Annotated in this window: 13 protein-coding genes; 3 read left to right on the plus strand and 10 right to left on the minus strand. The window is 67.9% G+C overall.

The genetic code is table 11. The annotated features are described in order from the left end of the window. The 5 genes from kdpC to AC3EUV_RS00025 all read right to left on the minus strand — a co-directional run. Nucleotides 1-601 (minus strand): potassium-transporting ATPase subunit KdpC (gene kdpC / locus AC3EUV_RS00005; RefSeq protein ID WP_435601861.1); only part of this gene is annotated, 601 nt, incomplete at its 3' end. A 5-nt stretch (nt 602-606) separates the two neighbouring features. Then, complete coding sequence (gene kdpB, locus AC3EUV_RS00010) at nt 607-2742, minus strand: potassium-transporting ATPase subunit KdpB (protein WP_435601862.1); 2136 nt, start codon at nt 2740-2742, stop codon at nt 607-609. Further along, nucleotides 2739-4403 (minus strand): potassium-transporting ATPase subunit KdpA, encoded by a 1665-nt coding sequence (gene kdpA, locus AC3EUV_RS00015; protein ID WP_435601863.1) that lies wholly within the window; start codon nt 4401-4403, stop codon nt 2739-2741. The genes kdpB and kdpA overlap by 4 nt, the downstream gene beginning before the upstream one ends. Nucleotides 4404-4412: 9 nt before the next feature. Further along, nucleotides 4413-4502 carry a K(+)-transporting ATPase subunit F gene (gene kdpF / locus AC3EUV_RS00020; protein WP_262041911.1) on the minus strand — a complete coding sequence of 30 codons (90 nt, stop codon included), beginning with the start codon at nt 4500-4502 and terminating at the stop codon, nt 4413-4415. After that, nucleotides 4499-4681, minus strand: a complete 183-nt coding sequence (locus AC3EUV_RS00025; RefSeq protein WP_435601864.1) for a hypothetical protein — start codon at nt 4679-4681, stop codon at nt 4499-4501. Before AC3EUV_RS00025 ends, kdpF begins: the two co-directional genes overlap by 4 nt. Nucleotides 4682-4956: 275 nt before the next feature. On the opposite strand from AC3EUV_RS00025, the gene AC3EUV_RS00030 reads away from it, so the two are divergent. Both AC3EUV_RS00030 and AC3EUV_RS00035 read left to right on the plus strand, forming a co-directional pair. Next, entirely contained in the window at nt 4957-5517 is a 561-nt protein-coding gene (locus AC3EUV_RS00030; protein WP_435601865.1) for a hypothetical protein, read from the plus strand. Nucleotides 5518-5643: 126 nt separating this feature from the next. Beyond that, nucleotides 5644-5859, plus strand: coding sequence for a hypothetical protein (locus AC3EUV_RS00035; protein ID WP_435601866.1), 216 nt, complete (start codon nt 5644-5646; stop codon nt 5857-5859). A gap of 106 nt (nt 5860-5965) precedes the next feature. Here the strand turns inward: AC3EUV_RS00035 and AC3EUV_RS00040 are convergent, their stop codons facing one another. Further along, nucleotides 5966-6526: a universal stress protein gene (locus tag AC3EUV_RS00040; protein WP_435601867.1), complete on the minus strand. Its 561-nt coding sequence runs from the start codon at nt 6524-6526 to the stop codon at nt 5966-5968. 368 nt (nt 6527-6894) lie between these two features. Between AC3EUV_RS00040 and AC3EUV_RS00045 the strand changes: the two genes are divergently transcribed. Next, the gene (locus tag AC3EUV_RS00045; RefSeq protein ID WP_435601868.1) at nt 6895-9489 is read left to right on the plus strand and encodes a sensor histidine kinase; all 2595 of its coding nucleotides are present in this window, start codon (nt 6895-6897) and stop codon (nt 9487-9489) included. Between the two features lie 50 nt (nt 9490-9539). Here the strand turns inward: AC3EUV_RS00045 and AC3EUV_RS00050 are convergent, their stop codons facing one another. The 4 genes from AC3EUV_RS00050 to AC3EUV_RS00065 form a co-directional block, all read right to left on the minus strand. Next, complete coding sequence (locus AC3EUV_RS00050) at nt 9540-9929, minus strand: hypothetical protein (RefSeq protein ID WP_435601869.1); 390 nt, start codon at nt 9927-9929, stop codon at nt 9540-9542. Nucleotides 9930-10481: 552 nt separating this feature from the next. Beyond that, nucleotides 10482-12050 carry a Na+/H+ antiporter gene (locus AC3EUV_RS00055; RefSeq protein WP_435601870.1) on the minus strand — a complete coding sequence of 523 codons (1569 nt, stop codon included), beginning with the start codon at nt 12048-12050 and terminating at the stop codon, nt 10482-10484. A gap of 490 nt (nt 12051-12540) precedes the next feature. Next, nucleotides 12541-13086, minus strand: a complete 546-nt coding sequence (locus tag AC3EUV_RS00060) for a hypothetical protein (protein WP_435601871.1) — start codon at nt 13084-13086, stop codon at nt 12541-12543. A gap of 110 nt (nt 13087-13196) precedes the next feature. Continuing rightward, nucleotides 13197-15167 (minus strand): APC family permease, encoded by a 1971-nt coding sequence (locus tag AC3EUV_RS00065; RefSeq protein ID WP_435601872.1) that lies wholly within the window; start codon nt 15165-15167, stop codon nt 13197-13199. Between the last annotated feature and the right edge of the window lie 146 nt (nt 15168-15313).

Raw genomic sequence — 15313 nt, forward strand, 5'->3', positions numbered from 1 at the left:
CGAGTTCCTTGACGGCGATGTTCAGCTTGAGGACGTTCACCGAGGGTTCGCCGAGGAAGCCGGCTGTACGGCTGTCGGTGTTGGCCTTCACCAGCGCCTTGACCTGCGCGACGCTCAGCCTGTTGTTCTTGGCCACGCGGTGGACCTGGATCCCGGCGTAGTCGGGGGAGATGCCGGGGTCGATGGCGGAGGCCGAACCGGTGACCGCGTCCTTGGGGACCTCGGACTGCGGCACACCGTTGAACGTGGCGACCTGCTCCTTCGCCGCCTTCACGTTCTTGACCAGCGTGGGGTCGCTGGCCCCGAGCTGGCTGGAGCCGGTGGCCAGCGGGTCGTAGCCACTGTTGGACGGCCGGCCCTGGAACCACTGGGGATCGGGCTTGTCCGTTCCCTTGATGTTCCAGCTCTGGCCGATGAGTTCGGAACCGACGACCTTGCCGTCGGCCTTCACCTGGGAACCGTTGGCCTTGTCGTGGAAGAGCCCCTGCGCGATGCCGGTGATGGCCAGCGGGTAGATGACGCCGCACACGACCGTGAGGACCAGCAGGATGCGCAGCGAGGCCCACGCCAGACGAAGGGTGCTTGCTACGGAGTTGTTCATGGCGATCAACCGATTCCGGGGATCAGAGAGATGAGCAGGTCGATGATCTTGATGCCGATGAACGGTGCGATCAGTCCGCCCAGGCCGTAGACGCCGAGATTGCGCCGCAGCATCCTGTCGGCACTCATCGGCCGGTACCGGACGCCCTTCAGGGCCAGCGGCACCAGCGCGACGATGATCAGCGCATTGAAGATGACCGCCGACAGGATCGCGGACTCGGGCGAGGCCAGGCCCATGATGTTGAGCTTGTCCAGGCCGGGGTAGGCGATCGAGAACATCGCCGGGATGATCGCGAAGTACTTCGCGACGTCGTTGGCGATGGAGAAGGTGGTCAGGGCTCCCCGGGTGATCAGGAGCTGCTTGCCGATCTCGACGATCTCGATGAGCTTGGTCGGGTTGGAGTCGAGGTCGACCATGTTGCCGGCTTCCTTGGCGGCCGACGTACCCGTGTTCATGGCCACGCCGACATCAGCCTGGGCGAGCGCCGGTGCGTCGTTCGTACCGTCTCCGGTCATCGCGACCAGCTTGCCGCCGGCCTGTTCGCGCTTGATGAGCGCCATCTTGTCCTCGGGCGTGGCCTCGGCGAGGAAATCGTCCACGCCCGCCTCGTCGGCGATGGCCTTGGCCGTCAGCGGGTTGTCGCCCGTGATCATGATGGTCTTGATGCCCATGCGCCGCAGCTCGTCGAACCGCTCCCGCATGCCCTCCTTGACGACATCCTTCAGGTGGATGACACCCAGGACCCGGGCACCCTTGTCGTCCTCGACGGCGACCAGCAGCGGGGTCCCGCCGGCCTGCGAGATGGCGTTGCTGAGCGTGTCGGCGTCATCGGTGACGGTGCCGCCGCGCTCCTTGACCCAGGCGATGACCGAACCGGACGCGCCCTTGCGGACCTTGCGCCCGTCGACGTCCACACCCGACATCCGGGTCTGGGCGGTGAAGGCGATCCACTCGGCGTGCTCCAGCTCGCCCTGGTGGCGTTCGCGCAGTCCGTACTTCTCCTTGGCGAGGACGACGATGGAGCGGCCCTCGGGGGTTTCGTCGGACAGGGAGGACAGCTGGGCCGCGTCCGCGACCTCGGCCTCGGTGGTGCCGCGTACGGGCACGAACTCGGCGGCCTGGCGGTTGCCGAGGGTGATGGTGCCGGTCTTGTCGAGCAGCAATGTCGATACATCGCCTGCGGCTTCGACGGCACGGCCGGACATCGCCAGGACGTTGCGCTGCACCAGTCGGTCCATGCCGGCGATGCCGATGGCTGAGAGCAGTGCGCCGATCGTCGTCGGGATCAGACAGACCAGCAGCGCGGTCAGCACCACCATCGACGTCTGCTTGTCGGCGCCCGCGTAGAGGGCGAACGGCTTCAGCGAGACTACGGCCAGCAGGAAGACGATGGTGAGCGAGGCGAGCAGGATGTTCAGCGCGATCTCGTTGGGCGTCTTCTGCCGTGCGGCGCCCTCGACGAGGTTGATCATCCGGTCGATGAAGGTCTCGCCGGGCCTCGTCGTGATCTTGATGACGATGCGGTCGGAGAGCACCTTCGTGCCACCGGTCACCGCCGAGCGGTCACCGCCGGACTCGCGGATGACCGGGGCCGACTCGCCGGTGATCGCGGACTCGTCGACGGACGCGACACCTTCGACGACATCGCCGTCACCCGGGATGACGTCACCGGCCTCGCACACGACCAGGTCGCCGATGCGCAGCTCGGTGCCGGGTACCTGTTCCTCCACGGCATCGTTCAGTCGGCGGGCCACGGTGTCGGTCTTGGCCTTGCGCAGGGTGTCGGCCTGCGCCTTGCCGCGGCCCTCGGCGACCGCCTCCGCCAGGTTGGCGAAGATCACGGTCAGCCACAGCCAGGCCGCGATGACCCAGCCGAACCAGTCGCCCGGCTCCTTGATCGCCAGGACGGTGGTGACCACCGAGCCGACCAGAACCACGAACATGACCGGGGCCTTGACCATCACCCGCGGGTCGAGCTTGCGGAAGGCATCAGGCAGCGACTTCACCAGCTGCTTCGGGTCGAACAGGCCCGCGCCCACGCGCCCGTCGTCCTTGTGCCCGGTGGGCACATCGCTGTGCGGCGCCCGGGTCGGGGTATCCGTGGACATGGCGTCCTCGTGCTTCTTTGTCTCGGAGGTCATGACGACAGCCCTTCAGCGAGCGGGCCAAGCGCGAGCGCCGGGAAGAAGGTCAGGCCGGTGACGATCAGGAGAGTGCCGACCAGCAGTCCCGTGAAGAGCGGCTTCTCGGTGCGCAAGGTGCCCGCGGTCTCCGGGACCGGTTTCTGCTCGGCGAGCGAGCCGGCCAGGGCGAGCACGAACACCATCGGCAGGAAGCGGCCGAGCAGCATGCACAGGCCGAGCGTGGTGTTGAAGAACGGAGTATTGGCACCGAAGCCCGCGAAGGCGGAGCCGTTGTTGTTCGAGGCGGAGGTGTAGGCGTACAGCACCTCGGAGAATCCGTGAGCCCCGATGTTGGTCATGGCTTCCTTGCCGTCCGGCAGGGCGATGGCCACGGCCGTGCCGATCAGCACGAGCGCCGGGGTGATCAGGATGTAGCAGGCCGCGAGCTTGATCTCGCGGGTGCCGATCTTCTTGCCGAGGTACTCCGGTGTACGACCGACCATCAGGCCGGCGAGGAACACCGCGATGATCGCCATGATGAGCATGCCGTAGAGGCCCGAGCCCACGCCGCCGGGCGTGATCTCGCCGAGCATCATGCCCAGCAGCAGTACGCCGCCGGACAGGCCGCTGAACGAGTCGTGGGAGGAATTGACCGACCCTGTCGAGGTCATGGTCGTGGAGACGGAGAAGAGTGAGGAGGCGCCTTCGCCGAACCGCTGTTCCTTGCCCTCCATCGCGCCGCCCGCGAGCTGTGCGGCGGTGCCCGGGTGGGCGTACTCGAGCCACGTCACGGCGATGACGGCGCCGAACCAGACGACGCCCATGGCCGCGACGATCGCGTAACCCTGCTTGATTGAACCCACCATCTTGCCGAAGGCCCGCGGCATCGAGAACGGGATCACCAGCAGCAGGAAGATCTCCAGCAGGTTCGAGAGGCCGTTGGGGCTCTCGAAGGGGTGCGCGGAGTTGGCGTTGAAGAATCCGCCGCCGTTGGTGCCCAGGTTCTTGATGGCCTCTTGGGAAGCTACCGCTCCGGGGCTGATGGCCTGCTTGCCACCGGTGAGGGTGGTGATGTGGTGGATGTCGCCGAAGTTCTGGATCGCACCGCACGCCACCAGGATGACCGCGGCGATCGCGGAGAGCGGAAGCAGGATGCGGACGGTGCCGCGCACCAGGTCGGACCAGAAGTTGCCCAGGTCGCCGGTACGGGACCGGGCGAAGCCGCGCACGAGCGCCACGGCGACTGCCATGCCGACAGCGGCGGAGACGAAGTTCTGCACGGCCAGACCGGCGGTCTGGGTGACGTGGCTCATGGCCACTTCACCCGAGTATGACTGCCAGTTGGTGTTGGCGATGAAGGACGTGGCCGTGTTGAAGGCTTGGTCCGGGGTGATCGGCTTGAAGCCGAGCGACAGCGGCAGCTTGTCCTGTACGCGCTGCATCACGTACAGGAAGAGCACGCCGACGGCCGAGAATATGAGAACGCCGCGCAGGTACGCGGGCCAGCGCATCTCGGCGTCGGGGTTGGCGCTGACGCTGCGGTAGATCCACTTCTCTACGCGCAGGTGCTTCTTGGAGGAGTAGACGGCGGCCATGTAGTCGCCGAGGGGGCGGTGCACCAGGGCGAGCGCGACGAGGAGCGCGGTGACCTGGAGCGCGTCAGCAAGGACGGGGCTCATATCTGCGGCTCAGAACCTCTCCGGGAACACAAGGGCGAGGACGAGGTAGCCCAGCAGGGCGACGGCCACGGTGAGGCCGACGATGTTCTCGGCAGTCACAGCTTCGCCACCCCCTTGGCAACGAGGGCCACCAGCGCGAAGACCGCGATCGTGGTGACCACGAAAGCCACATCGGCCATCGTGAACTCCTGAGAAGAGGTTCGGTTTTGAACGGACCAGGAGAGAGAATCGCGCGATGGCTCGATTTCGCCCCTCATTGACGGGGTCTTTACGGCCATTAGCGCGACGTTGACGAATCCCTAACGCCTGCCGAAGGGCCTACGGAGAGGTGGCGTGGTGGGATCAAGGGAAGAGAGTTCGGCGTGGGCCGAAGTGTGGACCGCCCCACCATGAATGCGCATGGCCGCGGGCTGGACATGGATGGCCTCCCGCTGCGCCTCTGCTCCCATGCCTCAGACATATCTGCCGGAAGACACTCCGAAATAAGCAAGTGCGCCTTTTCGAGTGTTCTCATAGCGTGAGCAGCGCACCACAACTCGAAGGAGATCACTGCATGTTGGGCAAGTTACGTTCGGCAGCCACCGGCCTCATAGCTGTCGGCACGCTGATGAGCGCTACCGCCGGATCCGCCGGGGCAGCCGAACCCATTACCACCCGGGGTGGCAGCGGAAGCTTCACCGCCAAGGTCGCCAAGATCGATCCCAAGTCCGGCGTACGGCTCAAGACCAGGACCGTACTGTGTGAGTGGAGCGCCAACTGGAAATGGGGTGCCGGGAACGTCCCTGAAGTCACCGGCAGCACCCGGTTCTACTGCGCGGCCGTAGGCCCCGACGGACCGAAGTTCACCGGAGAGTCCCGCGCGCGGCTCATGGATGACCACAACAAGTCCATCGCCGACGGCGAGCGCACCGTCATCCAGCCCCTCGACCCGACCCCCACCATCTCTGAGGTGAAGGCGAAGGTGAAGCGCCCCAAGAGCATGCACGTGCAGCACGACATGTTCGCCGACTTCCTCTCGCCCGGCTGGGTGTGGGAATCACACCCCAAGGGCTGCGGCGGCGCCGGCACACCGGCAGTCAAATGCACCATCGACTATAAGTCGTTCAAGATCTGACAGGCGCGGCCAGGCCGGAAGCCGGATCCAGGGATATCCTGGATCCGGCTTCTGGAGTTATTGATCGAAAGGGGGGGCGGGATGTGGTCAGGCAGGCACGACGATTACTTTGAACAAACCGGACGGATGGTCGCCGAGGAGTTGCAGCGAAGCCGCTCCAGGAAGCGCGCTGAGGCCGTCAAGTACAGCAGAGAGCAAGCGGAACAGAGCCGCAGGATCGTTTATGAAACCGAGGCCGCCGAACTGGAACGCCTCGCGGTTCTCGGGCAGATTCCGCAGGCCGAATACAAGGCCCGCATGGCCGCCCTGGAAGAAGAAGCGGACGAAGGGGCCGGACAATAGTTACCGGACACATTGTGGCCCCCGTACCTGAAGGTGCGGGGGCCACAATGCACTTCCGGACCATCCGAGGGACGGGCCGGGTACTCCGGCTACTCAGGTGGCAGATTCAGTCCGCCAACCCCCGTGCGTCGAGCGGAAGTTTCCAGGCATTGCGGCGGTGTACGGCATCGAGTGCGTGGTGCAGGGGAGAAGGCGGCACGGCCAGCACCGGGCAGCAGGCACGTGCCACGCAGTACCGCGCGACGCAGGGCCACACCGCCCGGCGCAGCCTGCCGCGGGCTCCGGCCCCGACCACCAGGAGATCGTCGGGCCGGTCGGCGGCCGCCAGCAGGGCATCGCCCGGTTTACCGCGTATGACCAGGCACTTCAGCGGCACCTCGGGTCCGGCGCTGCCGAAGGCGTCTTCGAGTGCGGTCAGCAGGCGCTCATTCGCCATCCGGTGCCATGCGGCCATCGGCGCCGGGCACGGCCCGCCGCGGTGGGATATCTCGCCACCGGGAGGCTCCCAAGCCAGTACGGCCCACAACTCGGCTCCGGTGACGCGGGCCTCGGCGGTGGCCCGGTGCAGAGCCGTCAGGCTTCCCAGCGAGCCGCTCACGCCGGCCACGATGCGCCGGCCACCCGGTCCGCCCATGGGGCCACGCTCCTCGTCCTGTTTCACGTTCATGTCGTGTTTCATCGAAGGCCCACTGGCAGGGCGATGGCGACGTGTTGGCGCTTCCCTGACGAGCGGCGGGGAGTCCCTGACGGCTCCATGACGACACACGCGCGCCGGACGAACACTGACAAGCCGAGGGCGTTGGCCCGTCGGTCATCGACGGGGCACCGCACAGCCACAGAGGGAGCTGAGCCCCCTGATGCCGACGGCGGGTCAGAGTTACGTCAACGTCTCCGCACGCCATCGTGGTATTTGCCACCGTGAAGTGACGATGCTCCCAAGAACCTCGCACGCCGTCCGGCGCAGGCCGCAAGACATCTTGGCGGTGCCACCCGGCGTGCTGCTTTCCCGAAAAGGGGTACGTGGAGGAGTACGTGATGGCGCGGGGCAGCGATGTGACCGACGGGCCGGGCTCGCGCCCTGGCAGGTTCAAGGTCTTTCTCGGAGCGGCCCCAGGCGTGGGCAAGACCTACCGGATGCTGGACGAGGGCCGGCGTCGGGCAGCGCGTGGCAAGAACGTGGTGGTGGCCTTTGCCGAATGCCATGGCCGTCCGTCCACCGAAGCCATGCTCGACGGGCTTGATGTGCTGCCGCGCGTGACGCGCAGGCATGGCGGGTCGGACGTCAGCGAACTCGACCTCGACCTGGTGCTGGAGCTGCGTCCACAGGTGGTGCTGATCGACGAACTCGCCCACACCAATGCGCCGGGCGGCCGCCACACCAAGCGGTGGCAGGACATCGAAGAGCTGCTGGGCGCCGGGATCGACGTGGTGGCCACGCTCAACATCCAGCACCTGGACTCGCTCAGCGATGTCGTCGAGAAGATCACCGGCGTGCCGCAGTACGAGACCGTGCCCGACGAAGTCGTCCGCCGCGCCGACCAGATCGAACTGGTCGACCTGCCTGCCGAGGGGCTGCGACGCCGTATGGCGCACGGCAACATCTTCCCGCCCGAAAAGGTCGATGCGGCGCTGTCGCACTACTTCCGGGTCGGCAACCTCACCGCGCTGCGGGAGCTGGCGCTGCTGTGGGTGGCGGGCCGGGTGGATGAAGCGCTGCGCAAGTACCGGCACGAGCACAGCATCGGCCGGGTATGGGAGACCCGCGAACGCGTAGTGGTCGCGCTCACCGGCGGCCCGGAGGGCGCGACCCTGATCCGCCGCGCCGCCCGGATCGTCGACCGCTCCTCCGGCGGCGACCTGCTGGCCGTCCACATCACCCGCAGCGACGGCCTGTCCGGCTCCTCGCCCGCCGCACTGGCCGAGCAGCGGCAGCTCCTGGAGAGCCTCGGCGGCAGCTACCACTCGGTGGTCGGTGACGACGTCCCCGCCGCCCTGTTGGACTTCGCCCGCGCCCAGAACGCCACTCAACTGGTCATCGGTGCCAGCCGTCGAGGGAAGCTGCGGCGGGTGCTGGCGCCCCGGGGCGTGGGGGAGACGGTCGACGGACTCTCCGGCGACATCGATGTCCACACGGTCACTCACGAACATGCCGGTCAGGGAAGAAGATGGCCCGCCCCTGGCGGTGGCCTGCCGCGTGCGCGCCGCGTGGCCGGACCGGTTGCCGGCCTCGTACTGCCCCTTCTGCTCACCCTGGCACTGCGGGTGACATCCGGCCCGCTCGCGCTCAACCTCACCAGCGAGGCTCTGCTCTTCCTGCTCACGGTGCTGGGCGTGGCCTGCATCGGCGGCGTGGTCTCCGCGCTGCTCGCCTCGGTGACGACCTCGCTGCTGCTGAACTACTACTTCATCCCGCCCATCGGCCACTTCACCTTCGCCGAGGCCAATATCGTCGTCGCCCAGGCCGCCTTCACCATCGTGGCCGTCACCGTCGCCGCCATCGTCGACCGGTCGCTGCGCCTGAGCCGGCGGGCCGCGCGGGCGACCGCGGAAGCCGAGACCCTGACCTCGTTGGCGGGCGGCATCCTGCGCGGTGACCGGGCCGTATCCGTACTCCTGGAACGCACCCGCGAGACCTTCGGCATGGACAGCATCGAACTGCGGCCCCGCAGGGGAGAGCCGGAGCTGGGTGCCGTGAGCGGCCCGGTATCCGAGCACGAGACCAAGGTCGCGATAGGGGACGACAGCGTCCTGGTGCTGAGCGGACGCCGGATGCCCGCCTCCGAACACCGCGTGCTCACTGCCTTTGCCGCGCATCTGACCGCCGCTGTCGAGCGCGCCCGGCTCGCCGAGGCCGCGGCCGAGGTCGAACCGGTCAAGGCGGCCAACCGTATGCGTACCGCACTGCTCGCCGCGGTCGGACACGACCTGCGTACGCCCCTGGCCGGCTGCTGGGCCGCGGTCAGCTCGCTGCGCAGCCAGGAGGTGGACTTCTCCCCCGAGGACCAGGAGGAACTCCTCGCCACCGCCGAGGAATCCCTGGCCAAACTCAGCCGCCTGGTCGACAACCTCCTCGACATGAGCCGGCTCCAGGCAGGTGCGCTGACCCTGCGCCTGGAACCCATCGCGCTCACCGAGGTGCTCCCCACGGCGCTGGACACCCTGCCCGACTCGCCCCCACAGGCGCTCGTCCACATCGTGACCCAGGGCCTGGAGACCACCCCCGATGTGCTCGCGGACCCGCCGCTGCTGGAACGTGTCATCGCCAATCTGGTGTCCAACGCGGTACGCCATTCGCCCGCCGGTCGCCCGGTCACCATCGGCGCCAGCGCGCTGTCCGGGCGCGTGGAACTGCGGGTCATCGACCGTGGCCCCGGCATACAAATCGCCCACTGGGAGAAGGCGTTCGAGCCCTTCCAGCGTCTCGGGGACACCGACAACACCACCGGCCTCGGGCTCGGCCTCGCGCTCTCCCGCGGCCTCACGGAGGCGATGGGCGGCACGCTCACGCCCGAGGAGACCCCTGGAGGCGGCCTGACGATGGTCGTCTCCCTGCCGGCCGCACCAGTTCCCCTTGCGGGCTTCCCCGGGAAGGAGTGCCGGACGGGGCAGGAGACATGGACCGAGGTGTGAGACAGCACGCGCGAGACACGCTCCGGATGCCGAGGCTTCGGCGCCCTGCGTCAGCCCGAGACGAGCGATGCGGACGGCCGTCCCGTTCCCTCGGCTTCGATGATGAGCACCCGCCGTTCGGGCTCGTCGGGCGTGCTCAGCGCCGCGGCCATGCTCCTGGCGGCCCGCGCTCCAGGGACATCGAAGGCGGCGATGTCCTCCCGGGCGCCGAGAGCGTACGCCACGCGGGCGGACTGCCAGCGGGGCGGGACCTGCCGTCGCTGGACCACATAGATGATGACGTCGAGGTCCGCGGGGTCCACGACGGCGTCGCGCAGGGTGCGCCGCGCCGCGTATATCGCGCGGTGCAGAGTCTCTGAGGGCAGGCGTGGGGAATCCGCGACATCCGAGGTGATGGATATGGAGGGCGTCTGTGCTGGATATGCGTCGTGGACTGTCATGTCGTCCCTCCCCGTTGATCCCGCATCGCATCGCGTCTGAACGAGCCGTGTACAAAACCGCGCGGGCCGGGCATGAGCCGGCCTGCGACGGATGTACGGACCCTGACTCCTCCGGCTTCCCCTACCTGGCTTGTTTTCAGTGGTAGCTGCCGAAGTTCTTGACGTGTTCCAGACGGGGCGCGCGGAAGCCAGACGGGGCGAGGGGAAGCGCCGACCGCTGCGTCACCGAAGCGTGGATCACGCTTCTCGGGCGTAGTCCAGTCGGGTGTATTCACCATTCGAATTCCGTTAGGGAACCGGCCGCCGTCTTCGTATGCCGCCGCGGGGGCCGTCACGGTGGATTAGGCAGGGGAAGTGGGTAGCGGGTTGAGGAGATTTCTGATGTGCGGAGACATGATGTCGGCGGTGGTGTCGTGAGCGCGGAACGCATCGTGGGGCTGCTGGTAGCGGCATCGCTGGTCGGGCTTCTCGTGATCGCCGTCAAGTTCCCGGACCGATTCTGAGGTTGAAGCCGCGTCCCTGCCCGGGAAACCGGGGGAGCGCATCAGGTAATCACTCGTCGCCGAGCCCGGCCTCCTCGAGGTCCAGCCTGCGTTGCAGCCGGCGACGAGTGAGGTCGCTGATGTGGTTGTCCGCGTACAGGCGCTGGAGTTTGGCGGTTTCGGCGGCTATCACGGTGCGGCGCAGATCCCGGTATCCGGTGAGGGCGGCCGAGGAGGACGGGGCGGTGTCGTCGTCCTGGTCGGCGTCGGCCTGGTCGAGCCGGGCCAGCAGGCCGCGACGCAGCTGATTGACGAGAGTGGCAGGCGCTGCCTCGACGGCTTCGAGTTCGTCCAGGCAGTCCAGCCCGGCCCTGGCGAGGCCGGCCCGAGCGCGGGCCTCTTCGCGGGCGGTGTGTTCCGGTTCCAGTGCGATCTTGGACCAGCGGACGACCGGGGCCAAGGTGAAGCCCTGGAGGACGAGGGTGAAGACGACGACGCCGGTGGTGAGGACCAGGATCAGCGGGCGGTGCGGCAGCGGGCTGCCGTCGTCGGCGGCCAGGGGGACGGACAGGGCGGCGGCGAGCGGCATGACGCCGCGGGTGCCCGCCCAGGAGACCACCGCGGGGATACGCCAGGTGACCGTGCCGTTGCCCCGACGGCGCTGCATGACGGCGGAGAGGGGAAGGACGCCGAGGATCCGTACGGCGATCACTGTGCCGGTCACCGCGAGCACACCGAGCGGCCAGCCGTGCTCGTTCGCAGTCAACTGACGTACCAGAGACGGTAGTTCCAGGCCGATAAGGGCGAAGACGACACTCTCCAGAAGGAAGATCACGGTGCCGTAGACGGCGTGCACCTGGAGACGGATGGTGGCGGTGGTGAGCTTGTGCCCGGTGCTGCCGAGCACCACCCCGGCGACCACGACCGCGGTGACGCCGGAGGTGTGCAGGTCCTCGGCCAGTAAGTAGGCGGCGTATGGCGTGACCAGGGCGATCACGGTCTCCAGGATCGGGTCCTCGGTCCGTCGCCGGATCAGCGCCACCACACCTGCGACGACGGCGCCCACCAGCACCCCGCCCCCGGCCAGCACCAGGAACTGACCGCCGGCGGTCGGCAGGGTGACCGCGTTCGCGGCTATGGCGGTGCCCACCGCGACCTTGAAGAGGACCAGGCTCGTGGCGTCGTTGAAGAGGCTCTCGGACTGGACGAGCACCTGGATGCGCGGCGGCAGCGCGATCTTGCGTCCCAGGGCCGTGACCGCCACCGGGTCGGTGCTGGCCAGTACGGCGCCCAGGACGAACGCCATGGTGGTGTTGAGCGGGGTGACCGCGGAGGCCACGGCGCCCACGGCTGCCGCGGTGGCCAGCACCAGGCCGAAGGCGAGGACGGTCACCGGCCGCCACACCACCCGCAGTTCGCGCCAAGGGATCTCCTCGGCCGAGGCGTACAGCAGCGGCGGTAACACGACGACACTGATGACTTCCGGAGCGACCTGGATGTCCGGAATCCAGGGCAGCAGCCCGATGAGTACGCCCCCGACGACGAGCAACGAGGGGGCGGGGATACGCCAGTGGCGGGCGCCGGTGGCCACCAAGGTGGCGAACACGACGAGAAGGAGGAGGGCAGTAAGGTCGGTCACGGGCTCGTCTCTCGCTGGCTTCCGGCAATAGCTGAACCGCCGCCGACCAGACTTCCCGGCACACCGCAAGGAAATCTACCGGGTGTTGTCGGATTACTGCCACAGCCTTGACGCCTTCCGGCGGCACTCGGCCCGGACGGCGTTGCCTCCGCGGGCCGCCGTGAGTCCCCTTCTGCGTCAGCACCCCTGGACGCCGCCGTCAGCCGGCGCCGTCACACTCCAGGGTGCTGCCCGACCGGCCAACGGTAGGACGGGGCAACAGGGCAGCGCCAGTACGGCCGGCCCCCCTCGCCGTCCGACATGAGACTCATCGGATGTTGGTGCTTGCCGCGACACGCGGGCCAGGCGCGGCTGCCTTCGATCTGCTGGAGGTTTTTGACGACGTGGCTGGTCGGAGGTCGGCCAGTGCGATCACGATGCCGTCGGCGAGTGCCAACGCTGCAAGCGCACCTCTCCTGACGTAGACACTCACGACCACGGGCACCGGTGCTCACAGCAGCCCGGATGCTGTGAGCACTGCGCGCGTTTCCTGCCCGTCGATCCGGTCCGCCAACTCCTGTAGTACTTTCCTGCCGTGGCGCAGCGTGCCGTTCTCCAGGGAGCGGCGGGCGCCGGCGTCGAGCAGGTGCCAGATCAGCGGATTGGCTTCCAGGACATGCAGGTCCAGCTCCAGCCACTTCCCGTGTGCATCTCGCAGTACGAGGTGCGCGGCGATACCGCCATATCGCCGTAGCGAGACCAGCGCGTCGGTACGCACCCGGCGCTCGCCCATAAGGCCCCGTACTGCCAGGCACCCTTCTCCGGCGGACACGCGCGACGGCACGAGAACGGCGAGGACCATGCCTCCGAGCGCTCCCCAGAGCCCGGCGCGGGGCAGCGTGAGACCGCCCGCGCCCCAGTCGAGCAGCATGATCAGGCCGACGAACGCCAGGGAGTGCTGAAGGGCGCGCCGCGCGTCGGCACGCCAGTGGCGGTCGACGGCTGTGTCCGGCCGACCGGCGTGCGCCGCTGCGGCGGGAGCGGTTCGCCGTTCCATTCCGCTGACACTAGGCAGGACGTGCCTGGGTGCCCGCTCTCCTGACGCTTCCGTGACGTCGTGTCGCTCTTCTTTGTCGCTCTGCTGACGTGGCGGTGCTGTGTGCGGTTTCAGCCGACGTGGACGCGGGGGCGGCGGGTGCGGTCGGGTTCTGCCTCGCGGAGGACTTCGCGGGTGACGGGGGCGACCTCGCCCTGGCCGAAGAGGAAGAAGCGGAGGAACTGGGCGAAGGGATTGCCTTCGGTCCACTCGAAGTAGATGTGCGGCCGGGCCCCGGTCATGTCGCGTGCGTGCAGCAGAAAGGCGGCCAGCGCATTGGAGATCGTGGAGCTCTCCAGTACGAGCACCCGGTAGCGGCCGTGCAGTACTTCTCCGCGGACCTGTAGTTCGCTTTCGAATTCGGACGGGTCGCTGACGGTGACCTCGACGAAGACGAAATCCTCGGATGCCGGGAGGTCGTTGTCGGTGCGGATCTGTTCGAGCTTGTCGCGGTACTCGGCCAGATCTCGCTGGTCGGGTTCGTTGGCGATGAAGCGGATCTTGCGGTGGGCGATGTCGCGGATGAACCGTTCGGCCATCTCGTCGAGCACGACGCTGGTGACGCGCAGTTCGAAGGCGCGGGCGAGGCGGGAGAGGAACGACACCAGGATGATGCCGGCGATGAAGCAGGCACCGATCTTGACGCCGTCGGGGCGCTCGATGATGTTCGCGACGGTGGTGTAGAGGAACACCAGGGAGATCGTGGCGAAGCCGATCGTCCAGCCGCGCTCCTGGGCCCGCCGTGCGGCGATGGTCACGGCGATCGCGGCGGAGCTGATCAGGACCAGGACGCCGGTGGCGTAGGCGCCGCCCTGGGCGTCCACGTCGGCGTTGAAGATCCAGGTGACCAGGAAGGCGATCAGGGTGAAGACCAGCACCATCGGGCGCACCGCGCGGGCCCAGTGGGGCGCCATGCCGTAGCGCGGCAGGTACTGCGGCATCAGGTTCAGCAGTCCGGCCATGGCCGAGGCGCCGGCGAACCAGAGGATGGCGATGGTGGAGATGTCGTAGACCGTGCCGAACGCGGAGCCCAGATATTCGTGGGCCAGATAGGCGAGGGCGCGGCCGTTGGCCTCCCCTCCAGGCTTGAATGCGTCCTCCGGGATGAGCAGGGTCGTGATGAAGCTGGTGACGATGAGGAAGACGCTCATGATCACGGCAGAGGTGGTGAGCAGCTTCTTCGCCCCACGGATCCGCCCCCTGGGGCGGTCCTCGGTGTCACCGGGGTCGCCTTCGATGTGCGGCATGACCGCTACACCGGTTTCGAAGCCGGACAGGCCCAGCGCCAGCTTCGGGAAGACCAGCAGCGCTACACCGACCATGGCCAGCGCGTTGCCGTGCTCGGTGGTCAGGGCCTGCGACCAGTCGGTGACGACCTGCGGCGCGGTCGCCACATGCCACAGTCCGACCACGACCACGGCCACATTGAGCCCCAGGTAGAGACCCACGAGGACGACGGCCACCCCGATCGCCTCCAGGAAGCCCTTGAGGAACACCGCGCCCAGCAGGGCGACAAGGATCAGCGTGATGACCATCTGCTGGTTGTGCAGCACGCTGCTGACGTGCGGGTTCTCCACGAGGTGGGTGGAGGCGTCGGCCGCCGAGAGGGTGATGGTGATGAGGAAGTCGGTGGCGGCGAAGCCCAGCAGGGTCAGGACGAACAGCTTGCCCTTCCAGAAGGACAGCAGCCGCTCCAGCATGGCGATCGAGCCCTGGCCGTGCGGGCTCTCCTTCGCCACCCGCCGGTAGACCGGCAGCGCGCCGGCGAGCGTGACGATGACCAGGACGATGGTGGCGACCGGTGACAGCAGCCCCGCCGCCAGGGCGGCGATGCCCGGCTGATAGCCGAGGGTGGAGAAGTAGTCGACACCGGTCAGGCACATCACCCGCCACCAGCGCTGCCCGCGATGGGCGCTCTGGGGACCTGCGTGCGGCCCGGGGTGGTGCTTGGCCATATCGGACAGGCCCTCCAGCATCCATGCCCGCAAACGATGCCGTCGTGCGGCCCCGGACGAAGAACCGGCAGGGGCGGAGGCGACCATGATGTGTGCTCCTGTCGTACCGAAAAGATCCAGCCATCGACGCGATGGCCACGTCAGGGTACGCAGGCACGGGGATTTCGCCATAACGCTCGTCAGCGGATCGGCGTGATGTCCCTGAAACGGCGGCTGGTACGCCCAGGGGCACG

The sequence above is a fragment of the Streptomyces sp. bgisy130 genome (genome assembly GCF_057708345.1).